Annotated in this window: 23 protein-coding genes; 16 read left to right on the top strand and 7 right to left on the bottom strand. The window is 35.7% G+C overall.

Annotated features, from left to right (window positions below; translation table 11 throughout):
- Window positions 1–351: 351 nt before the first annotated feature.
- A complete protein-coding gene (locus ABYD77_RS05585; RefSeq protein ID WP_372767823.1) occupies window positions 352–603 on the bottom strand; it encodes a hypothetical protein in 252 nt (83 codons plus the stop codon).
- A 487-nt stretch (window positions 604–1,090) separates the two neighbouring features.
- Between ABYD77_RS05585 and folE the strand changes: the two genes are divergently transcribed.
- Window positions 1,091–1,732 (top strand): GTP cyclohydrolase I FolE, encoded by a 642-nt coding sequence (gene folE, locus ABYD77_RS05580; protein ID WP_372767821.1) that lies wholly within the window; start codon window positions 1,091–1,093, stop codon window positions 1,730–1,732.
- A gap of 40 nt (window positions 1,733–1,772) precedes the next feature.
- Here folE and ABYD77_RS05575 read toward each other — a convergent pair whose 3' ends face one another.
- A complete protein-coding gene (locus ABYD77_RS05575; protein WP_372767819.1) occupies window positions 1,773–2,183 on the bottom strand; it encodes an exonuclease III in 411 nt (136 codons plus the stop codon).
- A gap of 606 nt (window positions 2,184–2,789) precedes the next feature.
- Here ABYD77_RS05575 and ABYD77_RS05570 point away from each other — a divergent pair.
- From ABYD77_RS05570 to ABYD77_RS05550, 5 genes are all read left to right on the top strand, one after another.
- Window positions 2,790–4,607, top strand: coding sequence for a DEAD/DEAH box helicase (locus tag ABYD77_RS05570; protein ID WP_372767817.1), 1,818 nt, complete (start codon window positions 2,790–2,792; stop codon window positions 4,605–4,607).
- A 150-nt stretch (window positions 4,608–4,757) separates the two neighbouring features.
- Window positions 4,758–6,167, top strand: coding sequence for a COG3014 family protein (locus tag ABYD77_RS05565; protein WP_372767815.1), 1,410 nt, complete (start codon window positions 4,758–4,760; stop codon window positions 6,165–6,167).
- A gap of 8 nt (window positions 6,168–6,175) precedes the next feature.
- The gene (locus ABYD77_RS05560) at window positions 6,176–6,604 is read left to right on the top strand and encodes a YcfL family protein (protein WP_372767813.1); all 429 of its coding nucleotides are present in this window, start codon (window positions 6,176–6,178) and stop codon (window positions 6,602–6,604) included.
- Between the two features lie 30 nt (window positions 6,605–6,634).
- Window positions 6,635–7,234: a penicillin-binding protein activator LpoB gene (gene lpoB / locus ABYD77_RS05555; RefSeq protein WP_372767811.1), complete on the top strand. Its 600-nt coding sequence runs from the start codon at window positions 6,635–6,637 to the stop codon at window positions 7,232–7,234.
- Between the two features lie 4 nt (window positions 7,235–7,238).
- Window positions 7,239–7,712: a glycine zipper 2TM domain-containing protein gene (locus ABYD77_RS05550; protein WP_372767809.1), complete on the top strand. Its 474-nt coding sequence runs from the start codon at window positions 7,239–7,241 to the stop codon at window positions 7,710–7,712.
- Between the two features lie 201 nt (window positions 7,713–7,913).
- On the opposite strand, the gene ABYD77_RS05545 is transcribed toward ABYD77_RS05550, so the two are convergent.
- Together ABYD77_RS05545 and ABYD77_RS05540 are read right to left on the bottom strand one after the other, a co-directional pair.
- A complete protein-coding gene (locus ABYD77_RS05545) occupies window positions 7,914–8,951 on the bottom strand; it encodes a S1C family serine protease (protein WP_372767807.1) in 1,038 nt (345 codons plus the stop codon).
- A gap of 122 nt (window positions 8,952–9,073) precedes the next feature.
- A complete protein-coding gene (locus tag ABYD77_RS05540; RefSeq protein ID WP_372767805.1) occupies window positions 9,074–10,858 on the bottom strand; it encodes a M61 family metallopeptidase in 1,785 nt (594 codons plus the stop codon).
- A 176-nt stretch (window positions 10,859–11,034) separates the two neighbouring features.
- Here ABYD77_RS05540 and ABYD77_RS05535 point away from each other — a divergent pair, with 176 nt between their 5' ends.
- The 9 genes from ABYD77_RS05535 to ilvN all read left to right on the top strand — a co-directional run bounded on the left by ABYD77_RS05535 (window position 11,035) and on the right by ilvN (window position 22,924).
- On the top strand, window positions 11,035–12,570 hold the full coding sequence (locus ABYD77_RS05535; RefSeq protein WP_372767803.1) for a diguanylate cyclase: 1,536 nt from the start codon (window positions 11,035–11,037) through the stop codon (window positions 12,568–12,570).
- A gap of 100 nt (window positions 12,571–12,670) precedes the next feature.
- Complete coding sequence (gene ppnN, locus ABYD77_RS05530) at window positions 12,671–14,023, top strand: nucleotide 5'-monophosphate nucleosidase PpnN (RefSeq protein WP_372767801.1); 1,353 nt, start codon at window positions 12,671–12,673, stop codon at window positions 14,021–14,023.
- Window positions 14,024–14,114: 91 nt separating this feature from the next.
- The gene (gene xni / locus ABYD77_RS05525) at window positions 14,115–14,912 is read left to right on the top strand and encodes a flap endonuclease Xni (protein WP_372767799.1); all 798 of its coding nucleotides are present in this window, start codon (window positions 14,115–14,117) and stop codon (window positions 14,910–14,912) included.
- Window positions 14,905–15,288, top strand: coding sequence for a DUF3192 domain-containing protein (locus ABYD77_RS05520; RefSeq protein WP_372767797.1), 384 nt, complete (start codon window positions 14,905–14,907; stop codon window positions 15,286–15,288). The genes xni and ABYD77_RS05520 overlap by 8 nt, the downstream gene beginning before the upstream one ends.
- A gap of 22 nt (window positions 15,289–15,310) precedes the next feature.
- On the top strand, window positions 15,311–16,942 hold the full coding sequence (locus ABYD77_RS05515; RefSeq protein ID WP_372767795.1) for a hypothetical protein: 1,632 nt from the start codon (window positions 15,311–15,313) through the stop codon (window positions 16,940–16,942).
- A 189-nt stretch (window positions 16,943–17,131) separates the two neighbouring features.
- The gene (locus tag ABYD77_RS05510; RefSeq protein ID WP_372767793.1) at window positions 17,132–18,139 is read left to right on the top strand and encodes an isocitrate dehydrogenase; all 1,008 of its coding nucleotides are present in this window, start codon (window positions 17,132–17,134) and stop codon (window positions 18,137–18,139) included.
- A gap of 102 nt (window positions 18,140–18,241) precedes the next feature.
- Entirely contained in the window at window positions 18,242–20,296 is a 2,055-nt protein-coding gene (locus ABYD77_RS05505; RefSeq protein WP_372767791.1) for a prolyl oligopeptidase family serine peptidase, read from the top strand.
- Window positions 20,297–20,699: 403 nt separating this feature from the next.
- Window positions 20,700–22,424, top strand: coding sequence for an acetolactate synthase 3 large subunit (locus tag ABYD77_RS05500; RefSeq protein WP_372767789.1), 1,725 nt, complete (start codon window positions 20,700–20,702; stop codon window positions 22,422–22,424).
- On the top strand, window positions 22,424–22,924 hold the full coding sequence (gene ilvN, locus ABYD77_RS05495) for an acetolactate synthase small subunit (RefSeq protein WP_372767787.1): 501 nt from the start codon (window positions 22,424–22,426) through the stop codon (window positions 22,922–22,924). The genes ABYD77_RS05500 and ilvN overlap by 1 nt, the downstream gene beginning before the upstream one ends.
- Before the next feature lie 78 nt (window positions 22,925–23,002).
- Here ilvN and ABYD77_RS05490 read toward each other — a convergent pair whose 3' ends face one another.
- From ABYD77_RS05490 to ABYD77_RS05480, 3 genes are all read right to left on the bottom strand, one after another.
- On the bottom strand, window positions 23,003–23,275 hold the full coding sequence (locus ABYD77_RS05490) for an HU family DNA-binding protein (protein ID WP_010559147.1): 273 nt from the start codon (window positions 23,273–23,275) through the stop codon (window positions 23,003–23,005).
- A gap of 154 nt (window positions 23,276–23,429) precedes the next feature.
- Complete coding sequence (locus ABYD77_RS05485; protein WP_372767785.1) at window positions 23,430–23,558, bottom strand: hypothetical protein; 129 nt, start codon at window positions 23,556–23,558, stop codon at window positions 23,430–23,432.
- A 1,467-nt stretch (window positions 23,559–25,025) separates the two neighbouring features.
- A complete protein-coding gene (locus tag ABYD77_RS05480; RefSeq protein ID WP_372767783.1) occupies window positions 25,026–25,244 on the bottom strand; it encodes a hypothetical protein in 219 nt (72 codons plus the stop codon).
- Window positions 25,245–26,012: 768 nt separating this feature from the next.
- On the opposite strand from ABYD77_RS05480, the gene hisG reads away from it, so the two are divergent.
- Entirely contained in the window at window positions 26,013–26,912 is a 900-nt protein-coding gene (gene hisG / locus ABYD77_RS05475) for an ATP phosphoribosyltransferase (protein WP_372767781.1), read from the top strand.
- The last annotated feature ends 1 nt before the right edge of the window (window position 26,913 follow it).

Genomic DNA, 26,913 nt, shown 5'->3' with positions numbered 1-26,913 from the left:
CATAAAACCAATTAATATGCCGTACAAGTGTAAATAAGTAATGATTTGTATGGGTATTGGACTGAACTTGTGGTCACAATAATAACTTCCATAAGCGTTGGATAAGAATAATTAATATAAATTTGAGCAGAGAGTTATTCCTGACTTTTTGAAAATTTCCTGACAAACACTGAAATTCCCAGGAAGGATAACAAGATTACTTAAGCATAATCTATTTAACATAACGTACATTATAGGTGTTTATTTTGTGTGTTTGGATATTGTTGATAGGTTTAATTTAGTCTTAATATAATAAAAAAGGTTTTGCATTTCTAAGTACAAAACCTTCATGAAATCATTGCGGTTTTAACATTAAGAATCGTACGTTTCTTGAATCGCTTTAATATGAATGATGTGTTGTTCAGAGGCTGCGTCAATATCATTAAATTGTTCTTCAAGAACACCAGTACTAATGCCGACTGCAACAACTAAAATTGAAATAAAAGAAACCGTAACTTTGGTAATACGAGAAGTATTAGTAAAGAAATAATATACAAGCCACAGCAAAAATAGGTAAACCACAATTTGCCATGCGTAATTAAAAAGGGATTGTACTAGATCCATACTATATACTTCTTTACTAATAGTGATTTTATTCTATCAAGAAGCGTCACCATTTTACTATTTATTTTTATCTGCACGTTTAGCTAAAAAGCGACCAAACAAGTTTAAAAGTAAAACAAAAAGAAACACCACTGATAATAAAACAAGTATTTTCATAGAAAAAGCACTGACTATTTATTCATAGATAATTCAAAACTACCCTACTTTGAATTTCAATTCTAGTTATAACGATAATACAAATAGATATGTAAATTAGATATAAGTATTAAGGTAAAAAGCCTTTAATGCTTTGTAAAAAATTACATACTTGCGAGTAATTAGAGTGAATTTTAGGCAAAGGCATGCCTGGCTGTGATTCAAATTACTTTTCTGATTGTCAATTTCACTAAAATCTCTACAATATGGCGCTTTACATGCGTCGTTAATCTTCACTTTTAATTGTTAAAAGTGAAATCTGGCTATACACAGCCAACATTTAGGAAGTAACATGATTTCCAATGAAGCCAAACTCGTAAAGCAAGCCTTAATAGCAAGTGGCCTTGAAACCCCACTTAAAGATGTAGGTTTAAGTCCAGAGCAAAAATATGAAAAAATTAAAGACTTATTTACAGAGGTAGTTGATACGCTTGGTTTAGATTTAGAAGATGATAGCCTAAATGAAACTCCTCACCGTATTGCTAAAATGTATGTTCGTGAAATTTTTGCAGGGCTGGATTACGAAAATTTCCCAAAAATCGCATTGATTGAAAATAAAATGAAAGTTGATGAAATGGTTAAAGTGAATAACATTTCATTGACTAGTACATGTGAGCATCATTTTGTGACGATTGATGGTTACGCAAAAGTTGCTTACATTCCAAGTGAAAAGATAATAGGCTTATCTAAAATCAATCGTATTGTGCGTTTTTTTGCAAAGCGTCCACAAGTTCAAGAACGCCTTACGCAACAAATACTCATTGCTTTACAAACGTTATTAGAGACAGAGAATGTTGCGGTTTCAATTAATGCAACACATTACTGTGTTAAAAGTCGTGGTGTGATGGATGCAACTTCAGATACGTCGACAACCGCTTTAGGGGGTATTTTTAAAACAAATACCAATACACGTTCTGAGTTTTTGGCAAGATAAAAAAATGGGTGTGATAACTTAATTATCACACCCTTAAAACTTAGCTTTGAGTTTGAACACTCTTTACAAATTCAACAACCGGCACACCATTACATTTCAAAGCTTTTACTTTAGCTGAACGTTTTGAAACCGCTTTTACACCTAAATTAGCCGCTTTTGCACATAACTGTGTCGCACTGCTGTCATCAATTAATTCAAACTTTTTCGTTGATAGATTTGATGATTCTTTTGCTTTAGCAAATTGTTTAATTGCAACACCATTACATTCAATGTCTGAATAATGTTTACTGATAAAGACGCCTTGTGATTTTGCGAACGACTTAGCCGCTTGAAATCCATCTGCTTTGGCTACATTACATACTGAAGTATAAAATGTATTTGGTGCAACATCGTTACTTGCGAAGGCAACTGATGACGCAGTGAGAGAAAGTACTGTTAATAGCTTTAGCATAATATAGCTCCTAAATGAATTTTGAGCGAATTATATACACTGCTTTTTGTTTAACAATGAAAATTTTAGTTAAAATCAATCTGTCTACAATTTAGTCTAGCTCAGTGTACATTAAGCTCACATTAGTAACAGTTTATTTTCATAATTTTCTTTTTATTAAAATTTATGAAGGACAAAAATATTAAAATATAAAGGTTTTCTTATTTGAGTTTGTTATGGATATCTTTATGTACTCAAATTTAAAGTAAGCTACAAACATAGTCTTTATATTTAAGCATACGAATTATCGTTAATATCTAACAAAAGAAAGCTAAATAGTGTATCAAATCACAATTAACAACTGTTCCTGTCAAGCAATTTACTTGCAAACCTTTTATATTACTGTATAGTGCACGTTCTCCGGCAAGCGCTGTGTTTTGGGACTTTATCAGCCATCCGTCGGAAATTACGCTTTAAATGCGTATACTGTGTGACGAGGTAAGGACCAAACATAACTTAATGAGTATTTATTCATAAGTGTTATATGCTGCCATGTATATTTCTACATTTGGCCTCTACCTCTGTGTATCTTAATTAGGCGAAAGCCGCAAAAAAGTTGAGTAGTAGATGTCAAACGACAAAATTTTATTCGAAGAACTATCCCTTCCTACCCCTATCCTTAGCGCAATTACAGAACTTGGTTTTGTAGAGCCTACTCCGATTCAACAACAGTCTATTCCGGCGTTACTTGCAGGTAATGATGTACTTGGTGAAGCACAAACTGGTACTGGTAAAACCGCTGCTTTTGGTTTACCACTGCTTGCACGTATTGATGAAAACGTAAATGCACCACAAATGCTTGTGGTATGTCCTACACGTGAGCTTGCTATTCAGGTAGCAGAGGCAATTACAGATTTTGCTAAAAACATTCGTGGTATTAATGTTGCGACTGTTTATGGTGGTCAATCTTACACCATTCAAAACCGTGACTTAAAACGTGGTCCGCAAATTGTTGTAGGCACACCTGGTCGAATGATGGATCACATCGAAAAAGGCCGTTTAAACTTAGATAACCTGAAAGCATGTGTATTGGATGAAGCTGATGAAATGCTTAACATGGGATTCTTAGACGATATTGAATGGATCCTTGATCATGTGCCAGAAGATACTCAAATGGCATTCTTCTCTGCAACAATGCCAGCACCAATCAAAAAGATTACTTCTCAGTTCTTAACTGATCCTGTACACGTAAAGATTGCTGTTGAAAAACAAGCTAAAGCTAATATTACACAGCGTGCTTGGCGTGTTGGCGCAATCGGCAAAACAGCAGGTCTTGAACGTATTGCTGAAGTTGTAGATTATGATGCAATGATCGTCTTTGTACGCACCCGTAATGACACACTTACGCTCAGTGAACACCTTGTCAACAAAGGCTTTAAAGCAGCTGCTTTAAATGGCGACATGCAACAGCAAGATCGTGAGCGTATTGTGGATCAACTTAAGAATGGTCGTATCCATATTCTTATTGCAACAGACGTAGTAGCTCGTGGTTTAGATGTTCCACGTATCAGTCACGTAATTAACTATGATTTACCATTTGATAGTGAATCATATGTTCACCGTATTGGTCGTACTGGTCGTGCTGGCCGTGAGGGTGAGGCTATTTTATTTGCTTCACACCGTGAAATGCGTTTATTAAACCGTTTAGAGCGTGCAACAGAAGGTCAAATCACACCTTTTGAAATGCCTGATGCAACTCAGTTGAGCAAACACCGTATTGAAAAAACAAAAGAAAAGTTAATCAGCGTAGCAGCAAGCCCTAACCTTGATAAATACACAGAAGTGCTTGCAAAGTTTACCGAAGATACTGATATCACAACGGAACAACTTGCTGCAGCGATGCTATATCAGTTACAACAAAAGTTACCGTTATTCCCACAAGCAGATCCTGTTGATAAGCGTGGTGAACGTCGTGGTCGTGATGGCATGCGTAATGAACGTGGTGATCGTGGCGAGCGTCGTGGCCGTGATGGTGGTCGTGAACGTCGTAACCCAGGTGATTTTGCTACATACAAATTTGCTGTAGGTCGTGCACAAGGTGTTAAACCAAGTGATATCGTTGGCGCAATTGCAAACGAAGTGCGTATTAATTCACGTGAAATCGGTAACATCAAATTGTTCGATAATCACTGCCATGTTGAATTACCAAAAACGTTACCAGGCCAAGGTTTTGAAAAGCTGATGAATGTTACAATTCGTCGCCATAAAATCAACCCTAGCTTAGTTGAAGGCGCAGCTCTTAATGCTGGCTTTGATTCTGATAATCGAGGTAAACGTCCACCTCGTAAGCGTGAACGTTTCAATGATGATCGTTCAATGAAAACGTTTAAAAAGAAAACAAGCAAGCCAAGAAGAGAAGAACGTTCAGTTCCTACATTTAACTAGTAACGTAATAACATTCTAGTAAAAGCCATGCATTGCATGGCTTTTTTGTTATAAAATACTTACAAATTTCAACAACAAAAAACGTGAAAACACAGCGTTATCATTACATACTATAAAACACAAAGATAAGTAAATTAACTAAGGTAACATTTGCGTTTTATAGCTCGTTTTACTATTGGTTCCATTTTGATTGCCACATTAAATGCATGTAGCAGTATCTCAGGAAGCCAATTATTCACAAATTATAATCAGCAAATTGCGCCTGTAAGAAGTGCACTTACACGAAATGATGTAGCTAATGCACCTTCATTATTGCCTGCACTTTCAAACAATAATGTTTCTTTTACTCTAAATCAGCTTGAAAAAGGTCGTGTAATGCAACTTAATCATCAATTTGAACAAAGCAAAGATGATTTTAATATTGCGCTAACACACATAGATGCGCAGAACTTTGCTGCATCAATCGAAATAAGCAAAGGGTTAGAAACCACGGCGTCTTTTTTAACCAACGATAATGTTCGAGAATATTTCGTCCCCTACTACGAACAAACCATGGTTCATACTTTACAAGCACTTAATTTTATTGCGCTTAATAACATTGAAGCAGCATTAGTTGAAATAAGAAGAGCCAATTTAGTTCAAGAACAAGCACTAAAGCTAAATGCAGTTTCGCTAGAGAAAGCCGCAGTTAATGCAAATATTGATTTAAATGAGCTGTATGACAGTTACCCGAGTATGGACTCACTTATTGGTGATGTTAAAAATGGATTTCAAAACGCCTTTACGTTTTATTTATCAGGATTTTTATACGAAGCTGTAGGTGAATACAACTCAGCTTACATAGATTACAAACGTGCCATTGAAATATTTCCAAACAATACCTACTTACAGGATGATTTATTACGGTTAGCAAAATATTTATCTTTTGATGATGAATATAACTTATTCAAGCAACAATTTAATCGAACCTCGCAAAGCAGTAATTCTAAACTAAGCCCGGTACTCATTGTTTTTGAGCAAGGACTTATTCCAGAAAAAGTGGAATCGCGAATTGATTTACCTATTTTCACATCCAGTAATGATATGCGTTTTTATAGTGTGGCAATGCCAAGTTATACCGAGAGTTTATCAACACAAACATCTGCATTGGTAAATATTGCATCCACCAATATTAGGACTGAACCAATAGTTCATTTATCATCGCTTGCAGCTAAAGATTTAAAAGATCGCATGCCAGGAATTATTGCAAGGCAAATTACCCGCTTAATAGCAAAAGAAGAATTTCGCCAAAGTGCAGCTAGAAACGGTGGCGATATAGGAAATATTATTGCTACGTTTTACAACCTCGCAAGCGAACGCGCTGATACGCGCTCGTGGCTAACACTGGCAAATAATTACCAAGTTGCTAAAACCTACTTACCTCACGGTGAGCATATTCTAAATATTGATTTTAATGGGCAAACACGCTCCATCACGATTAACTCTCAAGCCAAACAGTCGGTTTTAATTAAAGTTGTCTCTATTGGCTCAACCTTTAACACTTCTGTTTATACGATATAGGTGAAGTTATGAAACATTCTATCGCGCTTTTTATTTTTCTATTATTTTTACAAGGGTGTGCCAACAAGCCTGTCACATCAGGTACGGGAATTGATCAAATCACAATTAATGATTCATGGCAAAAGCATCTAAGAGTGGATAATAAAGAGCTCGGACAGCGTTTATACATTTCCAACGTTTTAACCCGTACAACTAATGGATTGCTTGATGTAAACCTAGAATTAACAAGTAGTTATAGAAAAACACAGAACTTACAATATCATTTTAATTGGTTTGATAAAGATGGTTTTGTGATAGAAGAAGGTAAAGAGCCGTGGAAGTCATTGGCGCTACATGGCCATCAAGTGGTTAACTTAGGTGCAATTGCGCCAACAAAAAACGTTGCAAAATTTACACTATATGTGCGTGAAGTTAATGAAACGATTTACCGGTTTTAATGCATAACCAATAAATTTTGAAGGTATTTTATGAAAAAGACACTATTAGCAGCCGCAGTAATAGCAACGCTTACACTAACAGGCTGTGCCAACCGTGAAGTTGTTACATATGGAGATGCAACCGAAGTTGAAACGGTTGATATTGGTTTTGGATCAACCGATCTGCAAAAAGTTGCTGCAGAGATGACAGATTCTTTATTAGTTTCACCTGCTATGGCTGAGTTTAGTAAAAATGGGCGCCCTATTTTCTTTGTTGAAAGAATTAAAAATAAAACCAGCGAACATATCGATACAGAATCAATTACTGATTCTATTTCGACTAAGTTATTGCGCTCTGGAAGTGTACGCTTTGTTGATATGGCACGTGTTGAAGCTGCACGAGCACAATTAACCTATCAACAAGATGGTGGAATGGTTGATTCTAATTCAGCAATCGCATTTGGCCAACATGTAGGTGCCGAATATATGCTTTACGGCAATCTATCAAGTATTGTTAAGTTTAATAAAGATAAACAAGATGTTTATTACAAATTTACAATGCGTTTGATGGATTTAAAAACAGGGCTAGTAGAATGGGCCGATGAAACAGAGATCCGTAAAAATCGCGAAAAAAAACGTATAGGCTGGTAAGTATATGATTATAAAAATATTTGTCATTAATTGGTCATTGTTTTTGCTTACTATGACTTCATCAGTTGATGCATATGAACGCAATAAAGCGGTGCCCGTTGAAAAGGTCGTTTATGGCAAAATTGAATCTGTACGTAAAATCACAGAAACCGAGCTTGTTAGAGATAAATCAGCAGGATGGCATCATTTTGGTGGTGCAGTTATTGGCGGAGTAATTGGTAATCAATTTGGCGACGGTAGCGGTCAAGTTGCTGCTACCGTTTTAGGCTCTTTAATCGGCGCTTCAATTGCTAACAATCGTACTTCACGCTACAAACAAAAAACAATACAACTAATTGAAATGTTGATCCTAACTGAAGATAAGCAGCGTGTTATGGTCGTTCAAGATATTGACCATAACATGCAATTTCATAAAAATAATAGTGTTAGAATTGTTTATCTTGTTGGCGGTAGTGTAAGGGTAGATATCGTTTATTGAATAAATTGAAAATAAATCACAGGAATTGCAGCAATTGCAATTACAAGTATAAAGTACAAAAAAAGATCTTTATGTAATGATCCTTTGTTTTCTGATTTAGCCATAGTTAAACTCCTTTTAAACTATTGTTAATAATATGTTTAAACTTACAGAAAAGAAAGTTCTAAGGGTTCTTTTCTGTAATTTGTTTTAAGACAGATATTATAACAATTTTATTTTTACATTTGGCAATTCTGCTTCCAATTCCAATTCGAGCCCCATTCTCAATACTTTAAATTTAATTTTCTCGCCGCCTTTAAGCGATTTTATATATTTTAGAATGTTCAAATAGTTTTGTTCTTCACCTGATAAAATATGTGGCCCTATCGCAAGGATTACATCGCCACCTAGAATAACCGGTGTATCATCAATATCAGCAGGAATTACTCCCCCTTTCAACCCAAGCTTTTCTGCGAAACTTTGTGTTGCCACTTTTTCGATTAAAAGCCCTGCTCTTTGCGGTACATTTAAAGCTGCAGCCATTACCGGTGTTAAAAAGCTATATTCAATACCAAACCAGACCATTGGTTGGTCGATTAAAATATTTTTTACCATCGCGGTACTTGCAGCAAAACCAAGACCTTCATTACCTCCTGATTGAGACTGAATGTAGCTTACAACCCCAATCAATTCGCCACTAGCTAAAAAAAGTGGCCCGCCTGAATTACCTTGGTTCATTGCGGCATCAGTTTGAATAAATTCAATTTTGTTAAAGCTTGGGTGTTGATGAATTCGTCGACCACTTAAATGGCCCACTGTCAGAGTATGCTCAAGGCCATAAGGAGTACCGATAACAAATACTTCATTACCAATTTTGGCTTTCTCTGAATCACCTAATTTAACGAATGGGAAATTTTTGCTATTTGTAATTAATTTGATAAGCGCAATATCAGCAGCCTGAAAACTAGCAATTACCTTCGCTTTATACTCACCACGGTTTTTAACATTAACAGTTAACTCATCTGCACTATTAACTACATGCGCTGCGGTTAAAATTAAGCCTTCTTTATTAATGAGAGTGCCAGTTCCCAAACTACTTGCTGTTTTAGTTACTAACTGGTTTGCTTCTGCACGCACCTCTTGGGTATCTGAATAAATAATAACTACCGATTTATCCAGCTTGTTATAAAGGGAGCTATAGTCCTTCGCAACCAGAGATAACGGGATAAAAAGAAAGATGACTAATAAATTTTTTAACACTATTATTCCTTAATGTGTATTTGATAAATTGTTATTTTTTATTTTGAACAACGATAAGTAAATAAAAAATTGAATAAAGATGTAAGAAGAGGTATTAACACTGAGTTAGTACCTCATAAAAGTTAAAGGCTTTTTGGGTATTCAACACCTAGCCAAGCTTTGAATAAGGCTTTTTGTTGACGTGATGGATTTTTCGCTAAACGGATGTTTTTAGGTTTATTTGCTTTTTCACTCAATGTAAGTTGAGTTGTATTTAAAGTGTCACGACGGAAGTAACTAATTTGGATTTTTTCGCCAGAGTTAAAACGTTTAATGTATTTATCAAATGATTCACTAATACGCTTACCATTTATCGCAATAACGATATCACCCGTTGTTAATCCAGCTTGCCAAGCAACACCGTTTCTCTTAACGCGTTCAACAAAGAATTGACCATTTTCATACTTACCTGATATTTCAGCTTGGGCATCAAAGGTAACGTCTTTAGGATAATCGAAAACTAACCCTACTGTATTTAACATGTGCTCAAAATTAAGTTCTGTTGGGGAGTCAACATTCTGTTGCCACCATAAGTTGTAGTCTTTACCTGATAGGGTTTTTAAAATCTGTTTAACATCATGATTTGTGAAACCTTTAGGTAATGGAAAGTCTTTATACAGTGTTTTATGTACGTCGCGATAACTTACCTTGCCTTTACTATCTTCAATTAATTTTGCATCAAGCGCCCATGAAATAAGCGCCCCTTCGCTGTAAATATTTGTTGAATAGTTAATATCATGATCGCCGCCTTGATTAATCCATTTATCAAAACTGGTGTCTGCCGCTGATTGAATTTCTCTACCAGGGCGTTCAAGGTGTTTATTTATATTTTTTGATAAAGCTTTGAAATACTCTTTAAGCGTTATAATGCCGCCACGAATAAGCAGTAAATCATCAAAATAACTGGTTGAGCCTTCAGCAATCCACAGTAAATCGGTGTAATTATGGTCTGTATAATTATAAGGCGTGAGCCCTTTTGGGCGATATCCCTTTACATTCCATGTGTGAACAAACTCATGAGATGCGGTAGTAATAAAACCTATGTAATCATCTCTTTCAAAAAAGGAATCACGTTGCCTTTGTATTATGGTTGAATTTAAATGCTCAGTAGCGCCACGTGCGCCACTGGTTGCATGCACCATAAATACATAGCGACTATATGGATAAGCGTGCCAAATGTCTTTACCTGTTTTCACTAATTTTTTCAAGTCATTAATCATTTTATCTGTGTCATAATTACCGTCACCCCAAATAACAAGTTCATAGTCACGGCCATCTACTTGCCATTTAAACAATTTGTTAATGCCGGTTTCAATCGGCGAATCAACTAAAACATCGTAGTTTTTTGCAACAAACTGGTGCTCATGTTTCCCCTTATCCATTCCAGAAACACTGCGCCAATCACTGGGCACTTTTAAATCAACAGTTACATTTTCATTTCTATGTTTTTCTGAAAACATAAAAAAACCAGAGGCATCTATAAAGGCATGACTATCATCAATATGACGGGAACGCATGGCTAATTCATTTGCATACACTTCATAAGAAATGTATGTCTTAGAAGTTGGAATAGCATTAATTCTCCATGTGTTTGAATCTTTTTTCTGCCATGTTAACGCATTGCCTTTTTCATCTTTTGCATCAAATAACCTAACTCCATTTGCCATATTTAGTATTTCATAACGTCCTGTTCGCCAAGAAGGTAAAGACACTTCAAGTGTTGTATTCCCTCTTGGAAAAACAACATCAACTTTGCCTATGTGATGTGTACCATTATTTATTGTTAGTAGATAATTAACATCTGCATGGATAAATGGGCTAAAGGAGCTTAATAAAAGAAATAACAAGACAATTGTAAGCGCTTTCATTGGAATTATTTTATTGTTAAATTTTATATACCCTAGCAATTTCATTATATTAACGCTAGTTTTCGAGATAATTAGCATAAATTTTACTAATATCAATTATTCGAATATTTTGGGTCGATATTAGTACTACATTGAGATAAACTTTATAAGCATAAAAGAAATAGGTATAAATCACGGTGTCTCAGGAAGTTAGTATACTACGCACAAAGCTCGATTCGGCTATCAAAGGACGTAAACAGTTAGAACATGCTTACAAAGTTCAAATTGATTATTTATCACAATTTATTGCTAAATTATCACTTGTTTGTAAGGGACTCGATCTCGAGTTAGACAATCGCCTTGCCAAATATCGTAGTACCATTCAAAAAGGTGTTGATTACGAACATCTCGTACCCTTATTAGAAGAGATTTCTTCACTCTTCAAAGAGCAGGCTAACAGAGCTGAATCTAATTTAAAGGCACTGCATCTTAGTGTTGAAACGGCTGGAAAAAAGTTACAAAGAAGACAGGGGTTACCAGATGATTTGCGCCGCAATTTACGTGTGTTGCTAAGTAACGACCTTCAAAATGTCAAAGCTGCCACTGAGTTTATACCTGTACTTACTCGTTTAGTAGAAATCTATCATTTAGTGCTCGAAAAAAATGCTCAAATCAATGTTCCCGCAAATTCGTTTGAATCACCTGAATTAGCACAGGAATTGCAAAATTTAATGAGTGAATTAGCGTTTGAGGGTGAAAGTGGCAAACGAATAGATACTATAAAACAACGTATTTCAAGTGAATTTAATCTAGCTGTTTTACTAGAATGTTGTGTAGAAATAATTCGTATTATTGTCGAAACAATCTCACAAGAGCGAGCATCTGCTCAAAAGTTTTTATTTGCGATAAATGAGACGCTATCCATTCTACAAGAAAGCTTAACGGAATCTGTTAAACGCTCTAGTAAAATTAACTCACAAATGGAAAGCTTAAATAGGCAAATTCAACAAAAAATGAATAACATTAGCCAAGATGTTGATTCAGCACAAAACATAAACATGCTAAAACAGTTAATTGCTGAGAAAATGGAGTCACTCACTTTTGATTTAGCAGCAAAAGAGAAATTAGAACAACAAGAGCGAGAAGTACTTGTTCAGACGCTCAAAGATATGGGTGAAAGAGTAAATAAGCTCGAGAAAGAGACTGAACATTATCAAGAGCGTTTGGCTGAACAACGTTTCAAAAGTTTACAGGACAGCCTCACTCAATTACCGAATAGAGCAGCTTTTGATGAGCGATATGCTCTCGAATATAATACATTTAAACGTGATCAACATGATTTATGTATTGTTGTTGCAGATATAGACCACTTCAAATCAATCAATGACAATTATGGACACAGTGCTGGTGATAAAACATTACAAGTAGTTGCAAAAGCGCTTAAAAAAGCAATCCGGGTGACTGATTTTATCGCACGTTTTGGTGGTGAGGAGTTTGTTTTGATCATGCCACATAGTCAATTAGAACAAATAAACGTTCCGCTTGAAAAGCTTCGCAGGACAGTAAAGGCTATACCATTTAAATTCAAACAAAAGTCCGTAACAATCACTATTTCATTCGGTGCAACTCAGCTTAAAGAAGGTGATTCTATGCAGGCTGCATTTGATCGCGCTGACAATGCTCTTTATGAAGCTAAAAAAACTGGACGGGATCGTGTTGTTATAAAAAAATAACTTGTTTAGTCTCTGATAAAAACTATATTTAAATTAAGTGCTTATTGATGTTCTTTTAATAAGCACACTATAAAATTTCTAGACGTTGAAGGAGACGCCTATGCAAGTACAGATAAACCCATCTGGTGCGCTTGATTTACTTTCTCAACTTGAAGTTGAAGCATTAAAACGTTCTTCAACTAGTGAATTATACCGCTTGTTCCGTAATTGCTCTTTAGCTGTATTAAATGTTGGTAGCCATACTGATTCCAGTGAAGAAATCTACAATAAGTACAAAAACTTCGATATTAATCTACTCTGCCGCGAGCGCGGCATAAAAGTTGAACTTCTTAACCCACCGGAGCATGCATTTGTTGATGGAAAAATTATTACAGGTATTAACGAACATTTATTAGCTGTAATACGTGATATTTTATTTATAAAAGATAAATATCATGATGGAAAGATTAATCTTACAAGTTCCTCGCATATCACTCATGTGGTATTTGATATGTTAAGAAATGCTCGTGTATTAAAGCCAAGTGAAGACCCTAATATGATTGTATGCTGGGGAGGCCACTCGATTAAAGAAGAAGAATATAAATATACAAAAGAGGTAGGCTACCAACTTGGTCTGCGTAATTTAAATATTTGTACTGGCTGCGGGCCTGGTGCAATGAAAGGGCCTATGAAAGGTGCAACTATAGGCCATGCCAAACAGCGCTTTACACAAAGTCGTTATCTAGGACTGACAGAGCCTAGCATCATTGCAGCCGAACCACCAAATCCAATTGTTAATCAACTTGTGATTATGCCTGATATCGAGAAACGACTTGAAGCGTTTATCAGAACTGCGCATGGCATCATTATATTTCCTGGTGGTGCAGGCACTGCAGAAGAACTCCTCTACTTATTAGGTATCTTGCTTCACCCAGAAAATGCTAAACAAGCTTTACCTGTAGTACTCACAGGTCCAGAATCTTCGCGTGCTTATTTTGAAGAATTAGTTACATTCGTCAGTGACACATTAGGTGATGAAGCTCTCGCTAAATTTAAAGTAATTATTAATGATTCTGAAGCGGTTGGAAAATACCTCGCACACAATATGCGGAATGTTCGTGAGTACAGAAAAGAGCGAGGTGATGCTTACCACTACAATTGGACTTTGAAAATAGAACCTGAGTTCCAATTACCCTTCTTACCGACTCATGATAATATGGCAAACCTGAATTTAGAAATAAATCAACCAAAAGAGCAGTTGGCAGCAAATTTGAGACGTGCTTTTTCGGGAATTGTTGCGGGTAACGTTAAGGATGAAGGTATCAAAGCAATTAAACGTCACGGTGTTTTCTCTCTTTCAGGTGATAAATCACTTATGTTAAAGATGGATAAGTTACTTTCTGCGTTTGTCGCACAAGGCCGTATGAAACTACCAGGTGCTGTTTATACTCCTTGCTATAAAATTGAAACTTAATTTTTAGATAAAAATATATAAAATGGCGCGTTATAGCGCCTTTTCTAATACGAATAGCGACTTTGCGCGATATTTAAGTCCTAGGGTACTCATGACTACTCACCTACTTTTAATTGATGCTTTAAATTTAATTCGAAGAATTTATGCTGTTGATAGTCAACAGTCCGGTAACGACAAATCTCTTGCAATTAAAAATACCTTTTCACGCGTACAAAACGCTGTTCGAAAGCTATTAAAACAGAGTAAAGCCACACATAGTATTGCTGTTTTTGATGGTGAAAAAAGCTGGCGCTTTCATTATTACCCGCTATACAAACAATCACGTAAACCTATGCCCTGTGAATTAGCTAATGCTTTACCTCAACTATATAAAGCATTTTCAGATTTAGGCATATCTGTGTATGTTCCCCAACACGATGAAGCAGATGATGTAATCTCTACCTTAGCTTCAAAAGCGTCCTGTAATAAGATTAAAAGTACTATAGTGTCGACAGATAAAGGTTTTTTACCTCTGTTAAACGAGCATATTGCTGTTTATGACTACTTCAAAAGTGTGTTTATGTCATCTCGTGATGTTATGAGTAAATTTTCTTTGACACACCTACAGCTTATTGATTTTTGGGCCTTGAGTGGTGATAAAACGAATGATATACCCGGTGTGTCTGGCATTGGAAAACAGGGGGCAATTAATCTTCTTACCCAGTTCGAAAGTGTTGAAAATGCACTTAATTGCGAAACACCTCCAGTTGAGTTGAAACGTGTTTTGAACAAGTTAAACGACAATTATGATGATTATATCCGTGCTAAGCTGTTAGTCACTCTGCGTCAAGATATTAATCTTGGCTTTAGTTTAAAAGCGTTACGTTTAACGAGTTTCCAATATGAATAATAAAATACTAAAATACATTATCCTAGGGCTTGGCATATACGCAATAGCCGCTGGATTAATTATTACATTTTACAAAGATGACCCTCAAGGCATGTACTGGCAGGACCGAGAATCATTTAATAAGCGTTATTTGAACAAACTTAAAGTTGATAAACCAGTATTTTTAGATCAAGTTTTCAATAATTTAGGTTCTCCAGACCTTACTTTTGCAAAACGATCCGGCGATGATGTTTTTCAGATAATTTATTACCGTACGCAACACGAGCATTCTGACGGTATAACAACTAAAGATGAGTGCACAGGAATGTTCTTTAAAAACGAACAATTGGTTGCCTGGGGACCTGGCGCAGAAATTGCGTATGATAAAGTGAATTAATATTTTTGAAATGGGAACGTGAGTGACATCATCAGAACAACTAAAAGAAAGCTGTCGAAATTTTGAAAAACTATTTCAACTATATACTACAAAAAGTCAGTGGCATCTTGCCTATCCAATACTCGTAAAATCAGCGACTCAATTCGAAGAAGTGTTTAACCAAAATCAACACTTGATGATAGCTGACCTCTCTCACTATGATAGCAATTTCGACTACGCCATTAATTTATTACGAAAACAATGTATTATCATATGTTTGTTAGCCAAGCTGGCAGGACTTAATCGAATAGCATGTGTTCAATTATTGCAAAGTGCTATTGTACAAATTATAACTGTAAGAAACGAAATTAATTGTGCAGGTTTGGGAAAGCCTTTAACCCTAAAACAGCGTAAAACCTTTCAAATACGCTTTATTCAATGTTATGCGTTTTTAAAATCACACATATCAAAACTCCCTTTAATACAAGCGGAACTGATAAATTTAGTCAAGAAAAGGGCAACCTATACTCAAAGTTATAGCATCGTGAAGCTAAGCTTTATTGTTGCTAAGCAGATGACTCATTCAGCTGCATCTCGACGAAGAAGCTTAAGAAGCAGTATTTCTAAAGTGTATTTAAAACTGACTCATCAATATGAAAAATCGTTACTAAGTTTATTAGGGAAAATTTTTAAAACGCCACTTCCAGGCGAGAGAATAAAGCATGACGATAATATTGTTTTGGTTTTAGGTCTTATAACAGATAATAAGTTACTTTGTTACAACGAAGTAGAAAATACATATTTAGAATTAAACAGCTCATTGAAAGTATTGCATCATCAATTTCAGTATGGCAATACAAAAAATGAATTTAATTATTTGTGGGATAATTTACCTGATCTTCATGCAGTCGCTAGTCCGCCATTTATTAATGAATACTTTACAAGAGAAGATTTATTATTAATAAAAGAAGCTGCATATCAAAGCGTTGGGAAATTAATAAATGAGCTGAATAAAAACCCGAATGCTCAAATGTTAATTTTGAATTTAACAAATCGCTTTTCAAATAAAAAAATCTCTGACTTACGTCACGCTATCGCTTTACTTGGTGTAGAGCAACTACCTGATTTACTCGAAAACCAGCAATTACTTCAACGTTTACATTCACTTGGAAAACCAAACTGGCAATCTGTTTCATCTCGAGTTGAGCTGTTAGTGTGTTTCATTGAAAGCTATAAGGGCGCTGATATTCATTTCCCTTGCCAAAAAGTGATTAACTATGCCTTAAAATTCATTGCATTTATTTTTAAAGTCTATCCACATGGTGTAATTTTACCTTTAAACACACCTTTGCCTAACCAAGCTATCCAGCACCTAACCACAACTGTTAACTTTTATAATCTTCACAGCATGGATCTTCCACAACAAATAAAAAGCAATCCTTTTTATGAATTGACCCAACCACAATTTAATTTATCAATTGCTTCGCCAATCCACAGTGCTTGTTTTCTACATTTAGTATTGTTTAATTGCGTCTACCTCGGTAAACAGCTTACTCAACTGTCATCATATGAAAAACAACAACTCATTTTTGCGCAACAGAAACTTGGCATAGAAAATTTAGATAAATATTTAACCAAATTATTAGACTTTAGTCCTGTGAACCCACTTTTTTAGCATCATATCGCGTCATTTAATTGGCTTTTATAGATTATTATACTAAAAATTGCTATAAATAGCCGTTGAATAAAAATACGAAAAGACATAGATAACTACTCAGTTAATACTTATGTCATATTCGTTCGAAACAATCTCACGTACAGTGTTATCCATCCGGATATCATTATTCAGTTAAAGGAAAATTTAATGTCTAAGCAAACCATTACGGTTATTAAAGGCGATGGTATCGGCCCAAGCATCATTGATTCAGCGCTCGAGATCCTAAATGCAGTTGGTTGCGATTTCGAATACGAATTTGTTGATGCAGGTCTTACTGCGTTAGAAAAAACAGGTGAATTGCTACCACAAGCTACACTTGATGCAATCGAGCGAAATAAAATTACATTAAAAGGCCCACTAACAACCCCAGTTGGTGAAGGTTTTACTTCTATTAACGTAACATTACGTAAAAAGTTTAATCTGTATGCCAATGTCCGTCCAGTAAAGTCATTTGAGGGCACGAAAGCACGTTATGATAATATAGATATCATTACTATTCGTGAAAATACACAAGGTATGTATTCAGGTTTAGGTCAAGTTGTATCTGAGGATGGGACAGAAGCTGAAGCGATGTCTAAAATCACGCGTGAAGGTGCTGAAAAAATTGTCACTTTTGCATACGAACTTGCTAAGCGTGAGGGCCGTAAAAAAGTAACAGCTGTTCACAAAGCCAACATTCTTAAATCAACGTCAGGTCTTTTCCTTAAAGTAGCACGTGAAGTAGCTGAGCGTTACCCTGAAATTGAATCTGCTGAAATGATTGTTGATGCAACATGCATGAAGCTAGTTATGAATCCTGAAGAATTCGATGTAATGGTTACAACTAACCTATTTGGTGACATTCTTTCTGACTTATGTGCAGGCCTTGTAGGCGGTTTAGGTATGGCGCCAGGTGCTAACATTGGTAAAGATGCGGCAATTTTTGAAGCTGTACACGGCAGCGCACCTGATATTGCTGGTAAAAATTTAGCAAACCCAACTTCAGTAATTTTAGCGTCTATCCAGATGCTTGAATATTTAGGTGAAGCTGATAAAGCTGAGCGAATCAGAAATGCTATCGCACATGTTATCAAAACAGGTGATCGTACTACCCGTGATTTAGGTGGTAGCCATGGTACAACTGATTTCACACAAGCGGTTATCGAAGCGCTTTAATTTAAAAAGGTGACGTAAGTCACCTTTTTTTATCGCATTTTCTTGCCTTTTAAATCTGCCATTTTAGACTACTCTCGCTGACAATCAGTAAACGAGGACACAATGAAACTAATAAAAACAGCTTTAACTGTTGCATTAAGCATGGCTGCAACTGCAGCAATTGCTAATGACACACTCACACTCGAAGATTTAACTAAAATTCAATCTGTAGGACAAACAGTAATTAGCCCAAATGGTGATACTGTTGCATTCACCCGTTCAGTGCCACGTGAAATTTATGTTGAAAAAGATGGTTTTAATTACTCTGAACTTTTCTTAACTGATGCTAAAGGCAATGAACGCCCTTTCATCACAGGTAAAGTAAATATTTCAAGTCTAGAGTATTCAGCCGATGGTAAATTTGTTTATTTCTTAGCAAAATTCAAAGAAGACAAGTTCAAATCACTTTACCGTATTCCTGTTGATGGTGGTCAATGGCAGAAAGTTATCGCGCTTAAAGGCACTTCAATTTCTTCATATGATTTAAGCCCTGATAATAAGAAAATTGCAATTATTGCAAAGCCTGCCAAACCAAAATCTGATAAAAAGTTAAAAGAACTCGGTTTTAAAGCTGAAACCTATGAACTTGGCCTTACTAATTCAGAGTTAATGATCACTGATTTAGCAGTAACTGATGACGCTTTAACTTTAGATGGAATTGCACTAAACACTTACGTAAGTGATGTTAATTGGTCTAGCGATGCGCAACAGTTACTTGTTAAAACACAGCCTTCTGCACTTATCGACGATAAGTATATGAAATCTACATGGCATGTTTATGATTTAGCACAGCAAAAAACTGTTATGTCATTTGCAACAGAAGGTAAATTAGGTGACGCTGAGTTTTCACCAAGCGGTGAGTTTGTTGCTATTCTAGGTGCTGAAGACAAACACGATCCAGCGACAGGTCGTTTATATTTAGCGAATACCAAAACAGGCAAAATTGAAAATTGGCTACCAAATTTCGAAGGTCATGTGAGTGATTTCGAATGGTCTAATAAGTCAGACACTTTGAATTTTGTAGCGCAAATTGATACTGAAAGTTTTATTGCCAAAATTAAACCAGGGTCAACAAAGTATAAAACGACACTTAAACGTGGCAAATTAATTGCTGGTCGTTTATCGATTTCAGACTCAGATAAGACAGTTGCCTTTGCAGGTCACTCACGTAAACATCCATCTGAAGCATTTATACTACGTGGCAAAAAAGATATTCGTGTGTCTAACTCAAATGCTTGGTTAAGTGCCAAACGTTTAGCTAAACAAGAAACTATCACCTTTAATGCGGAAGATGGTACACGTTTAGATGGTGTACTTGTTTATCCATTAGATTACCAAGAAGGTACTCGTTACCCATTAATTATGTCAGTACATGGTGGTCCAGAGAGTCATGACAAAGATGGTTGGGTAACTAATTATTCTCGTCCTGGTCAAGTGGCAGCAGCTCGAGGATATGCCGTTCTTTATCCTAATTACCGTGGTTCAACTGGTAAAGGTGTAGATTACTCTAAACTTGGTCAAAATGACTATGCAGGTGAAGAGTTTAACGATCTTGTGCGCTTTAAACAGCACCTTGTTGATAGAGGTTTAGTTGATAACAAACGCGTTGGTATTACCGGTGGTTCATATGGTGGTTATGCATCTGCATGGGCTGCTACAAAACTAACTGAACACTTTGCAACATCAGTTATGTTTGTAGGTGTAACTAACCAATTATCAAAATTTGGTACAACCGATATTTCAAATGAAATGCATTTAGTTCATGCACGTTCGTATCCTTGGGATAAGTGGCAATGGTATTTAGAGCGCTCACCAATTTACTGGGCTGGTCAGTCTAAAACACCATTATTAATTATGCATGGTAAAGATGATCCGCGTGTTCACCCTGCACAATCAATGGAACTTTACCGCTATATGAAAGTGCAAGGTAAAGATGTTCGCCTAATTTACTACCCAGGTGAAGGTCATGGCAATAAGCGTATGGCTGCAAAATATGATTACAGTTTACGTTTAATGCGCTGGATGGATAATTACTTACTTGATGGCAAATCAGAAATGCCAGCATATGAAATTGACCATGCTGCAAAATTAAAAGCAAAAAAAGAAGAAACCAAATAAATAATTATTTTAATTTCTTTAGTATAAAGGCCCTAGTGGCCTTTTTTTATTCACATTGCTCACACACCATTTTGCATACAATCTCAATTTAAGGCATTTTTAATTCGGTGAATCCTAAATAAAGCTATTCAACAAACATAAACAACTTGCATTTTGATTATTTTAAAATAAATTATGCTTTTTAAGGTGTTAAGCGTTGACAATGTTTAACAAAAATAATACAAATACGTTTATAATTTTTTAGAGCAAATTTAAATGACATTATTTCTACTTCTAACTGTCTTCGTCCTGGTCTTAGTTAAGTCGCCAGCGGGGAGTTATTAGTTAATTTTGTCACATTAAATTTAACAAACCCCCGCAATAAAGCGGGGGTTTTTTTTATCTACTGCACAGAGGAATGAGGATGGACAGTAATAAAATGTCAGGTGCTGAGCTTGTTGTACAAGCGTTAAAAGCCCTTAAGGTTAAATATATTTTTGGCTACCCAGGTGGCAGTGTTCTCGATATTTATGATGCACTTTTTGCCGAAAATGAGCTTGATCATATTCTGGTGCGTCATGAACAAGCTGCAACACACATGGCTGATGGTTACGCACGTGCAACGGGTGATGTAGGTGTTGTACTTGCAACATCAGGCCCTGGCGCTACTAACTGCGTAACGGGAATTGCAACAGCGTATATGGATTCAATTCCAATGGTCGTACTATCGGGTCAAGTACCAACCAATTTAATTGGTGACGATGCATTCCAAGAGACTGATATTGTAGGCTGCTCTCGCCCAATCGTAAAACACAGCTTTAACTGCCGCGATGCTGAAAAAATTCCTGAAACTTTAGCAAAAGCGTTTTATTTAGCTGCATCTGGTCGCCCAGGTCCGGTTGTAGTTGAGTTACCAAAAGATATCCTTAACCCAGCGCTAGCCTTTGATTATGTAATGCCTGACGATGTATCAATGCGCTCTTATAGCCCGAACACCAAGGGGCATCCTAAACAAATTAAAAAAGCAGCTAATGCAATTTTAAACGCAAAACGCTTAGTTATCTATTCTGGTGGCGGTGTTGTTTTATCAGATACATCAGAACAACTAACAACGTTAGTTGAAACATTAAATGCCCCTTGTACCAACACATTAATGGGTTTAGGTGGTATTCCCGGCACACACCCTAATTTTATTGGTATGCTCGGCATGCACGGTAATTTAGAAGCTAACAAAGCAATGGCAAATGCAGACGTTATCCTTGCATTAGGAGCACGATTTGATGATCGTGTAACAAATAATGTTAAAAAGTTCTGCCCTAACGCAACGATTGTTCAAGTTGATGTTGATCCAACTTCAATATCCAAAACAATTCATTGCCATATACCTGTTGTGGGTGATTTAGCAACTGTTTTTGACCAATTACTCACGGCAATATCTAAAAGTGATATCCAAATTGACCGCGCATCACAAGAAGATTGGTGGCGTCAAATTAACAACTGGCGTGAACAACGCTGCTTAAGTTATGACACTGACTCTAAGAAAATTAAACCACAGGCGGCAATACAAGCCTTATATAAAGTAACAAATGGTGAAGCTTACATTAGTTCTGACGTAGGTCAGCACCAGATGTTTGCAGCGCAATATTATCCTTTTGATAAACCTCGCCAATGGATCAATTCAGGTGGCCTTGGCACTATGGGCTTTGGTTTCCCTGCTGCTATGGGTGTTAAATTAGCTTTTCCTGAGAAGGAATCAGTCTGTGTAACAGGTGATGGGTCTATTCAAATGAATATTCAAGAACTCTCCACCTGTATGCAATATGGTCTGCCAGTTAAAATTGTTTCTTTAAATAACCGCTCTTTGGGTATGGTTCGCCAATGGCAAGATATGATTTACGCAGGCCGTCATTCATGCTCTTACATGGAGTCACTGCCTGATTTTGTTAAATTAGCTGAAAGCTATGGCCATATGGGTATTCGCATTGACCACCCGTCAGAACTAGAAGAAAAATTAAACGAAGCGTTCTTTTATAAAGACCGACTTGTATTTATTGATATCAACGTTGATGAAACCGAACATGTTTACCCAATGCAAATTCGTCATGGTTCTATTGATGAAATGTGGCTTAAAAAAGGAGTGAAAGCATAATGCGTCATATTTTAAGTATCCTGCTAGAAAATGAGCCTGGAGCGTTGTCACGGATTGTTGGTTTATTCTCTCAACGAGCCTATAACATAGATAGTTTAACTGTTGGCCCGACAGATGATGATTCCTTATCTCGTATTACTATTACTACAACAGGTAACGACCGAATCCTTGAACAAATAACAAAACAAGTAAACAAACTTGTAGATGTTCATAAAGTTATTGATTTAAGTGACACTAGTCACATTGAACGTGAACTTTTGCTTGTTAAAGTAATGGCTCACGAAGAGAAAAACCGTGCAGCTGTTACGCGTGTAGTCGATATATTTGGTGCATCGATACTCGATATGGGTAAAACCACTTACACACTGCAACTTGTTGGGGCAGTTGATAAAATTGCGTCATTTATTGATACATTAAAAAATGAAACCGAAGTTATAGAAGTTGTGCGCTCTGGTGCTGTTGGTTTAAGTCGAGGAGATAAAGCGTTACGTCCAAAATAGGAAAGCGCCATTCTATAAACAATAAAAAAGGAGCTATAAGCTCCTTTTTAAAAGTTATTGGGATGATAACTTTACAAATTAGTTAACGCTGTCTTTAAGACCTTTACCTGCTTTAAAAGTAGGGATATTAGCAGCAGCGATTTGAATTTCTTCACCTGTTTGTGGGTTACGACCTGTACGTGCTGCACGAGCTTTTACAGAAAAAGTACCGAAACCAACTAGTGCTACAGAGTTACCGTCTTTTAATGATGTAGACACTGCACCAGTGAATGCGTCTAGCGCGCGAGCTGCTGCTGCTTTAGAAATTTCTGCGTCTGCAGCGATCTTTTCAACTAATTGTGCTTTGTTCATTATAGATTCCTATCTTTATTATTTTGCCTTTGCAGAGCCTATAGTTATGCATTTTTTCAGGCTTGGCAATACGTATTTGTCATTTTTTAAGCAAAAAATATAAAAAAATTGATTTTAAGTTAGTATTTTAATGATCTGTTATAAAATTATTTGTTTAAAGTGCCTGTTGCTCTGGCTTAACGAGTAGTTGTGTTGCTAAAAAGCAAATCACCAAACTTGCTACAGGTGAAAGTAGTAAGCTCAATAACAATGTGTAATTAGCTAAAAAATAGGCTAAATCCATTTGATAATACCAAACTTTTAATTGATTAAAAGATTAGTCGTATTTACGTTCAAAAAGGTTGTAATCTTTTTATTTAATTTCTTATAAATTGGCGAGATCAGAATCTTGAATGTATAGAGACACACATACAAAAGTTCACAGGCTATACACTTATTTAAATTTAAGCATTCAGTGCTCATATTGGGTCTATAGCAACTAAGTGTGATAACTAGTTAATCGAAACTTGCGCATTATTTTATCTCTCCAAATCAAAATGAATCACTTTTTAAAATAGGGGTACTGTAATGATGGTAAATAAGTAAAAACGTTGGTAATTTAGATAATCCTCAATAACAATATAGATAAAAAACCCGCTAGCCCAGCGGGTTTTGTTTTATGTAACATCATAATTACTCGGGATAAAACAATAAAGCAGAGGGTCACTTTAAAGTAAAACAATAGTATATTGTACGATATGAACGTATTATGAACTCAACTTCAGATTTCTAACATTTTTACGAGTAAATAAATATCCTATGTTCAGGCCGAATGCTAGTTGAGTAAAAATATTACCCAATATAATTTTAATTTATATAAACTATCTTTGCTCCTACAATAAAACAAATAATGTAAAAAAAGCGCAGGCCATAGACGTCGTCACCAAAAAGCCTGATATTCCAGTTAGACTCAAATGCAACACTACACTCAAGACTCACACGCTCATTAGAATTACCACAACACTGTCGATTTATTGTTCGAAGTGTATTTAGTATCCTTTAATAGAAACATCTGGATGAAAATGGCTTAATCACTATATAAAGAGAGCTTGAAACATTAGTCTAAATGGCTAGTCTGCTGCACGAAATCTTAAATACCGCGTTTAGACATTTAGTTAGGTCTGTAATCACTAATTGGTTTCATAACTACCTAATGGAGTATCCTATTAATTGCAGACATTCTCCTTAAAAAATTGAGTAAGCCCTCCCCCTTACTAACACCTATCAGTTTGCATATGATACTTTCCGAATATTTACTTTAAGTTATTTAAAAACACTACAACGAGACTAATAACTTTCAAAATTGCTAACTCTGAATACCAGGTGCTCAGAATTTGTTATATCCCTCTAGATACATAATTTTTTCATCATAAATTAATGCAAAATTATAACTTCTTCAAAAAAAAGCATTAAGGTTCATCATGTTATTTATTATTGTATGATGTGTTCTTTTCACTTCATAACACATTTTTATTTCGATACGATTTATAAACAACAAATTTACCAGAGTCGTCCACAACTACGCTTCAAATTAATGTTATATAAAGCATTTATAAAATTTTGATTGGAGGTAATGTAGCTATAAGCTGATGTTATCTCTCATAGATAAATAACTCGAGTTTATTTTATATTACTAACATTTAAAAAAAAATAAGTACTTACGCTATAAAAAATAGCAAATCTATTTAATAAATGGCTGAGTTAAGCTTAGCTAAACCCAAGTATCGATATGATCTCCACTTTCATCATCATCTTGTGTATCTGACTGTTGCTCTTCTTTATTTTCTTTTAAGTCGTAAAGCGTTGTTTCATTTTTCTTTAGACGTACCTTTGTTGTTTTGTTATCACATACGCCTGCCACAAACAATGTCGACTTATCAACTGGTTGTACAAAATTAATACGTGGCAAAAAAGGGGTTAAAATATCCATAACACACTCCTTTATAATATCTAACTATCGGCTTATCTATAGTTAACTTTAAGCAGTCCCACTTTTATATTGGTGAGACTCAAGTATTATTTATTCTTGTTCTAATAATTTTAATCACATATTAGAGTCAGAACATTCAATACTCATTGCACTTTTCAACATCAAAGATTCAATATATGAGTCAACATTTATTAATATCTAATTGGTATTCTATTAGATTTCTAAACTAGAATTTTGATATTTTTTATCTTATATCAGTTCATTAATCGTAATTATTTTTTAGCTAACAACAAGCTTTTCAAGGTAAACCCCCAATTACACATGACACAGCAAAAATATTGTGAGAAAGCTCACTTTACGGCAATTTAACTTGTATATACAGGCCTATACAACTTTACTTCAGTTAAAATTTAATTTTTTAATGCTTTGTTTTTATGTGTTTTTATTTTTTGTAATATAATATTCATAAATTTCACGGTTTTTTAATTGCAAAAACACTAAAAGAATGTTTTTCTATATATAACTAAGCCGTTAACTACGCTTTAAATTTCAACTTATAGGTATACAAATGCTTAATACACTGAACACTATTCATCACCATCATACAACGGAGTAGCTTTCAGGTATTTCGCTGGAGGGCTATTCCGAAAATACGTCCTCTGGCTAACACATTTTTACATAACAGCCCGGGGACATCCTCGGGCTGTTTTTGTTTTAGCCCTAAACAAAACAAAATTATTGAAACAAATTTAATTGGGAATGAGAAAAATGAGTGATAACAACCGTCTTCGTATCGCTATTCAAAAATCAGGGCGTCTTTCTAAAGACTGCCAAGAGTTATTAAAACAACTTGGCGTAAAACTTAATTTAAGAGAACAACGTTTAATTGCCCACGCAACCAATATGCCTATTGATGTATTGCGAGTTCGTGATGATGACATACCAGGGCTTGTTATGGACGGTGTCTGTGACTTAGGGATCGTAGGTGAAAACGTGTTAGTTGAAAGCCAAGCTGAACGTAAAGCACAAAACCTAAATGCAAACGTCACTAAGCTAGCTAAACTTGATTTTGGTTATTGTAGATTAGCATTAGCATGGCCTCAAGAATTGGGTCAACAGCCACTTAGTTGGTTTGAAGGCAAAAAAATTGCTACTACTTATCCTGAAATTTTAAAGCAGTTTCTAAAATCACAAGGTATTAATGCATCTACAGTATTATTATCGGGCTCTGTCGAGGTGGCACCTCGTGCTGGTCTTGCTGATGCAATCTGTGATCTTGTATCTACCGGCGCAACTTTAGAAGCAAATGGCTTATTACAAGGCGAAACAATTTTAGAATCAAATGCGTGTTTGATTCAAAACCCCAATATGGATAGCCAACAAAAACAGGCGCTTCTCGACACATTACTGCCTCGCTTAAAAGCGGTTCGTCAAGCGAAAGAAAGTAAATACATCATGCTACACGCTCCTAAATCACGTCTTGATGAAATATGTGAATTGCTTCCAGGTACTGGCAAGCCAACAGTGCTTTCACTAGCTGGTACTGATGATTTAGTAGCGCTGCACATGGTTTCTAGCGAAACATTATTCTGGGAAACAATGGAAGCGCTAAAAGAGAAAGGCGCAAGCTCTATTCTTGTGATGCCAATCGAAAAAATGATGGAGTAAT

Source organism: Pseudoalteromonas sp. (genome assembly GCF_041629635.1).
Lineage (GTDB): Bacteria > Pseudomonadota > Gammaproteobacteria > Enterobacterales > Alteromonadaceae > Pseudoalteromonas.
The sequence above is the reverse complement of the archived record's forward strand: the minus strand, read 5'-3'. Positions and strand labels throughout refer to the sequence as shown.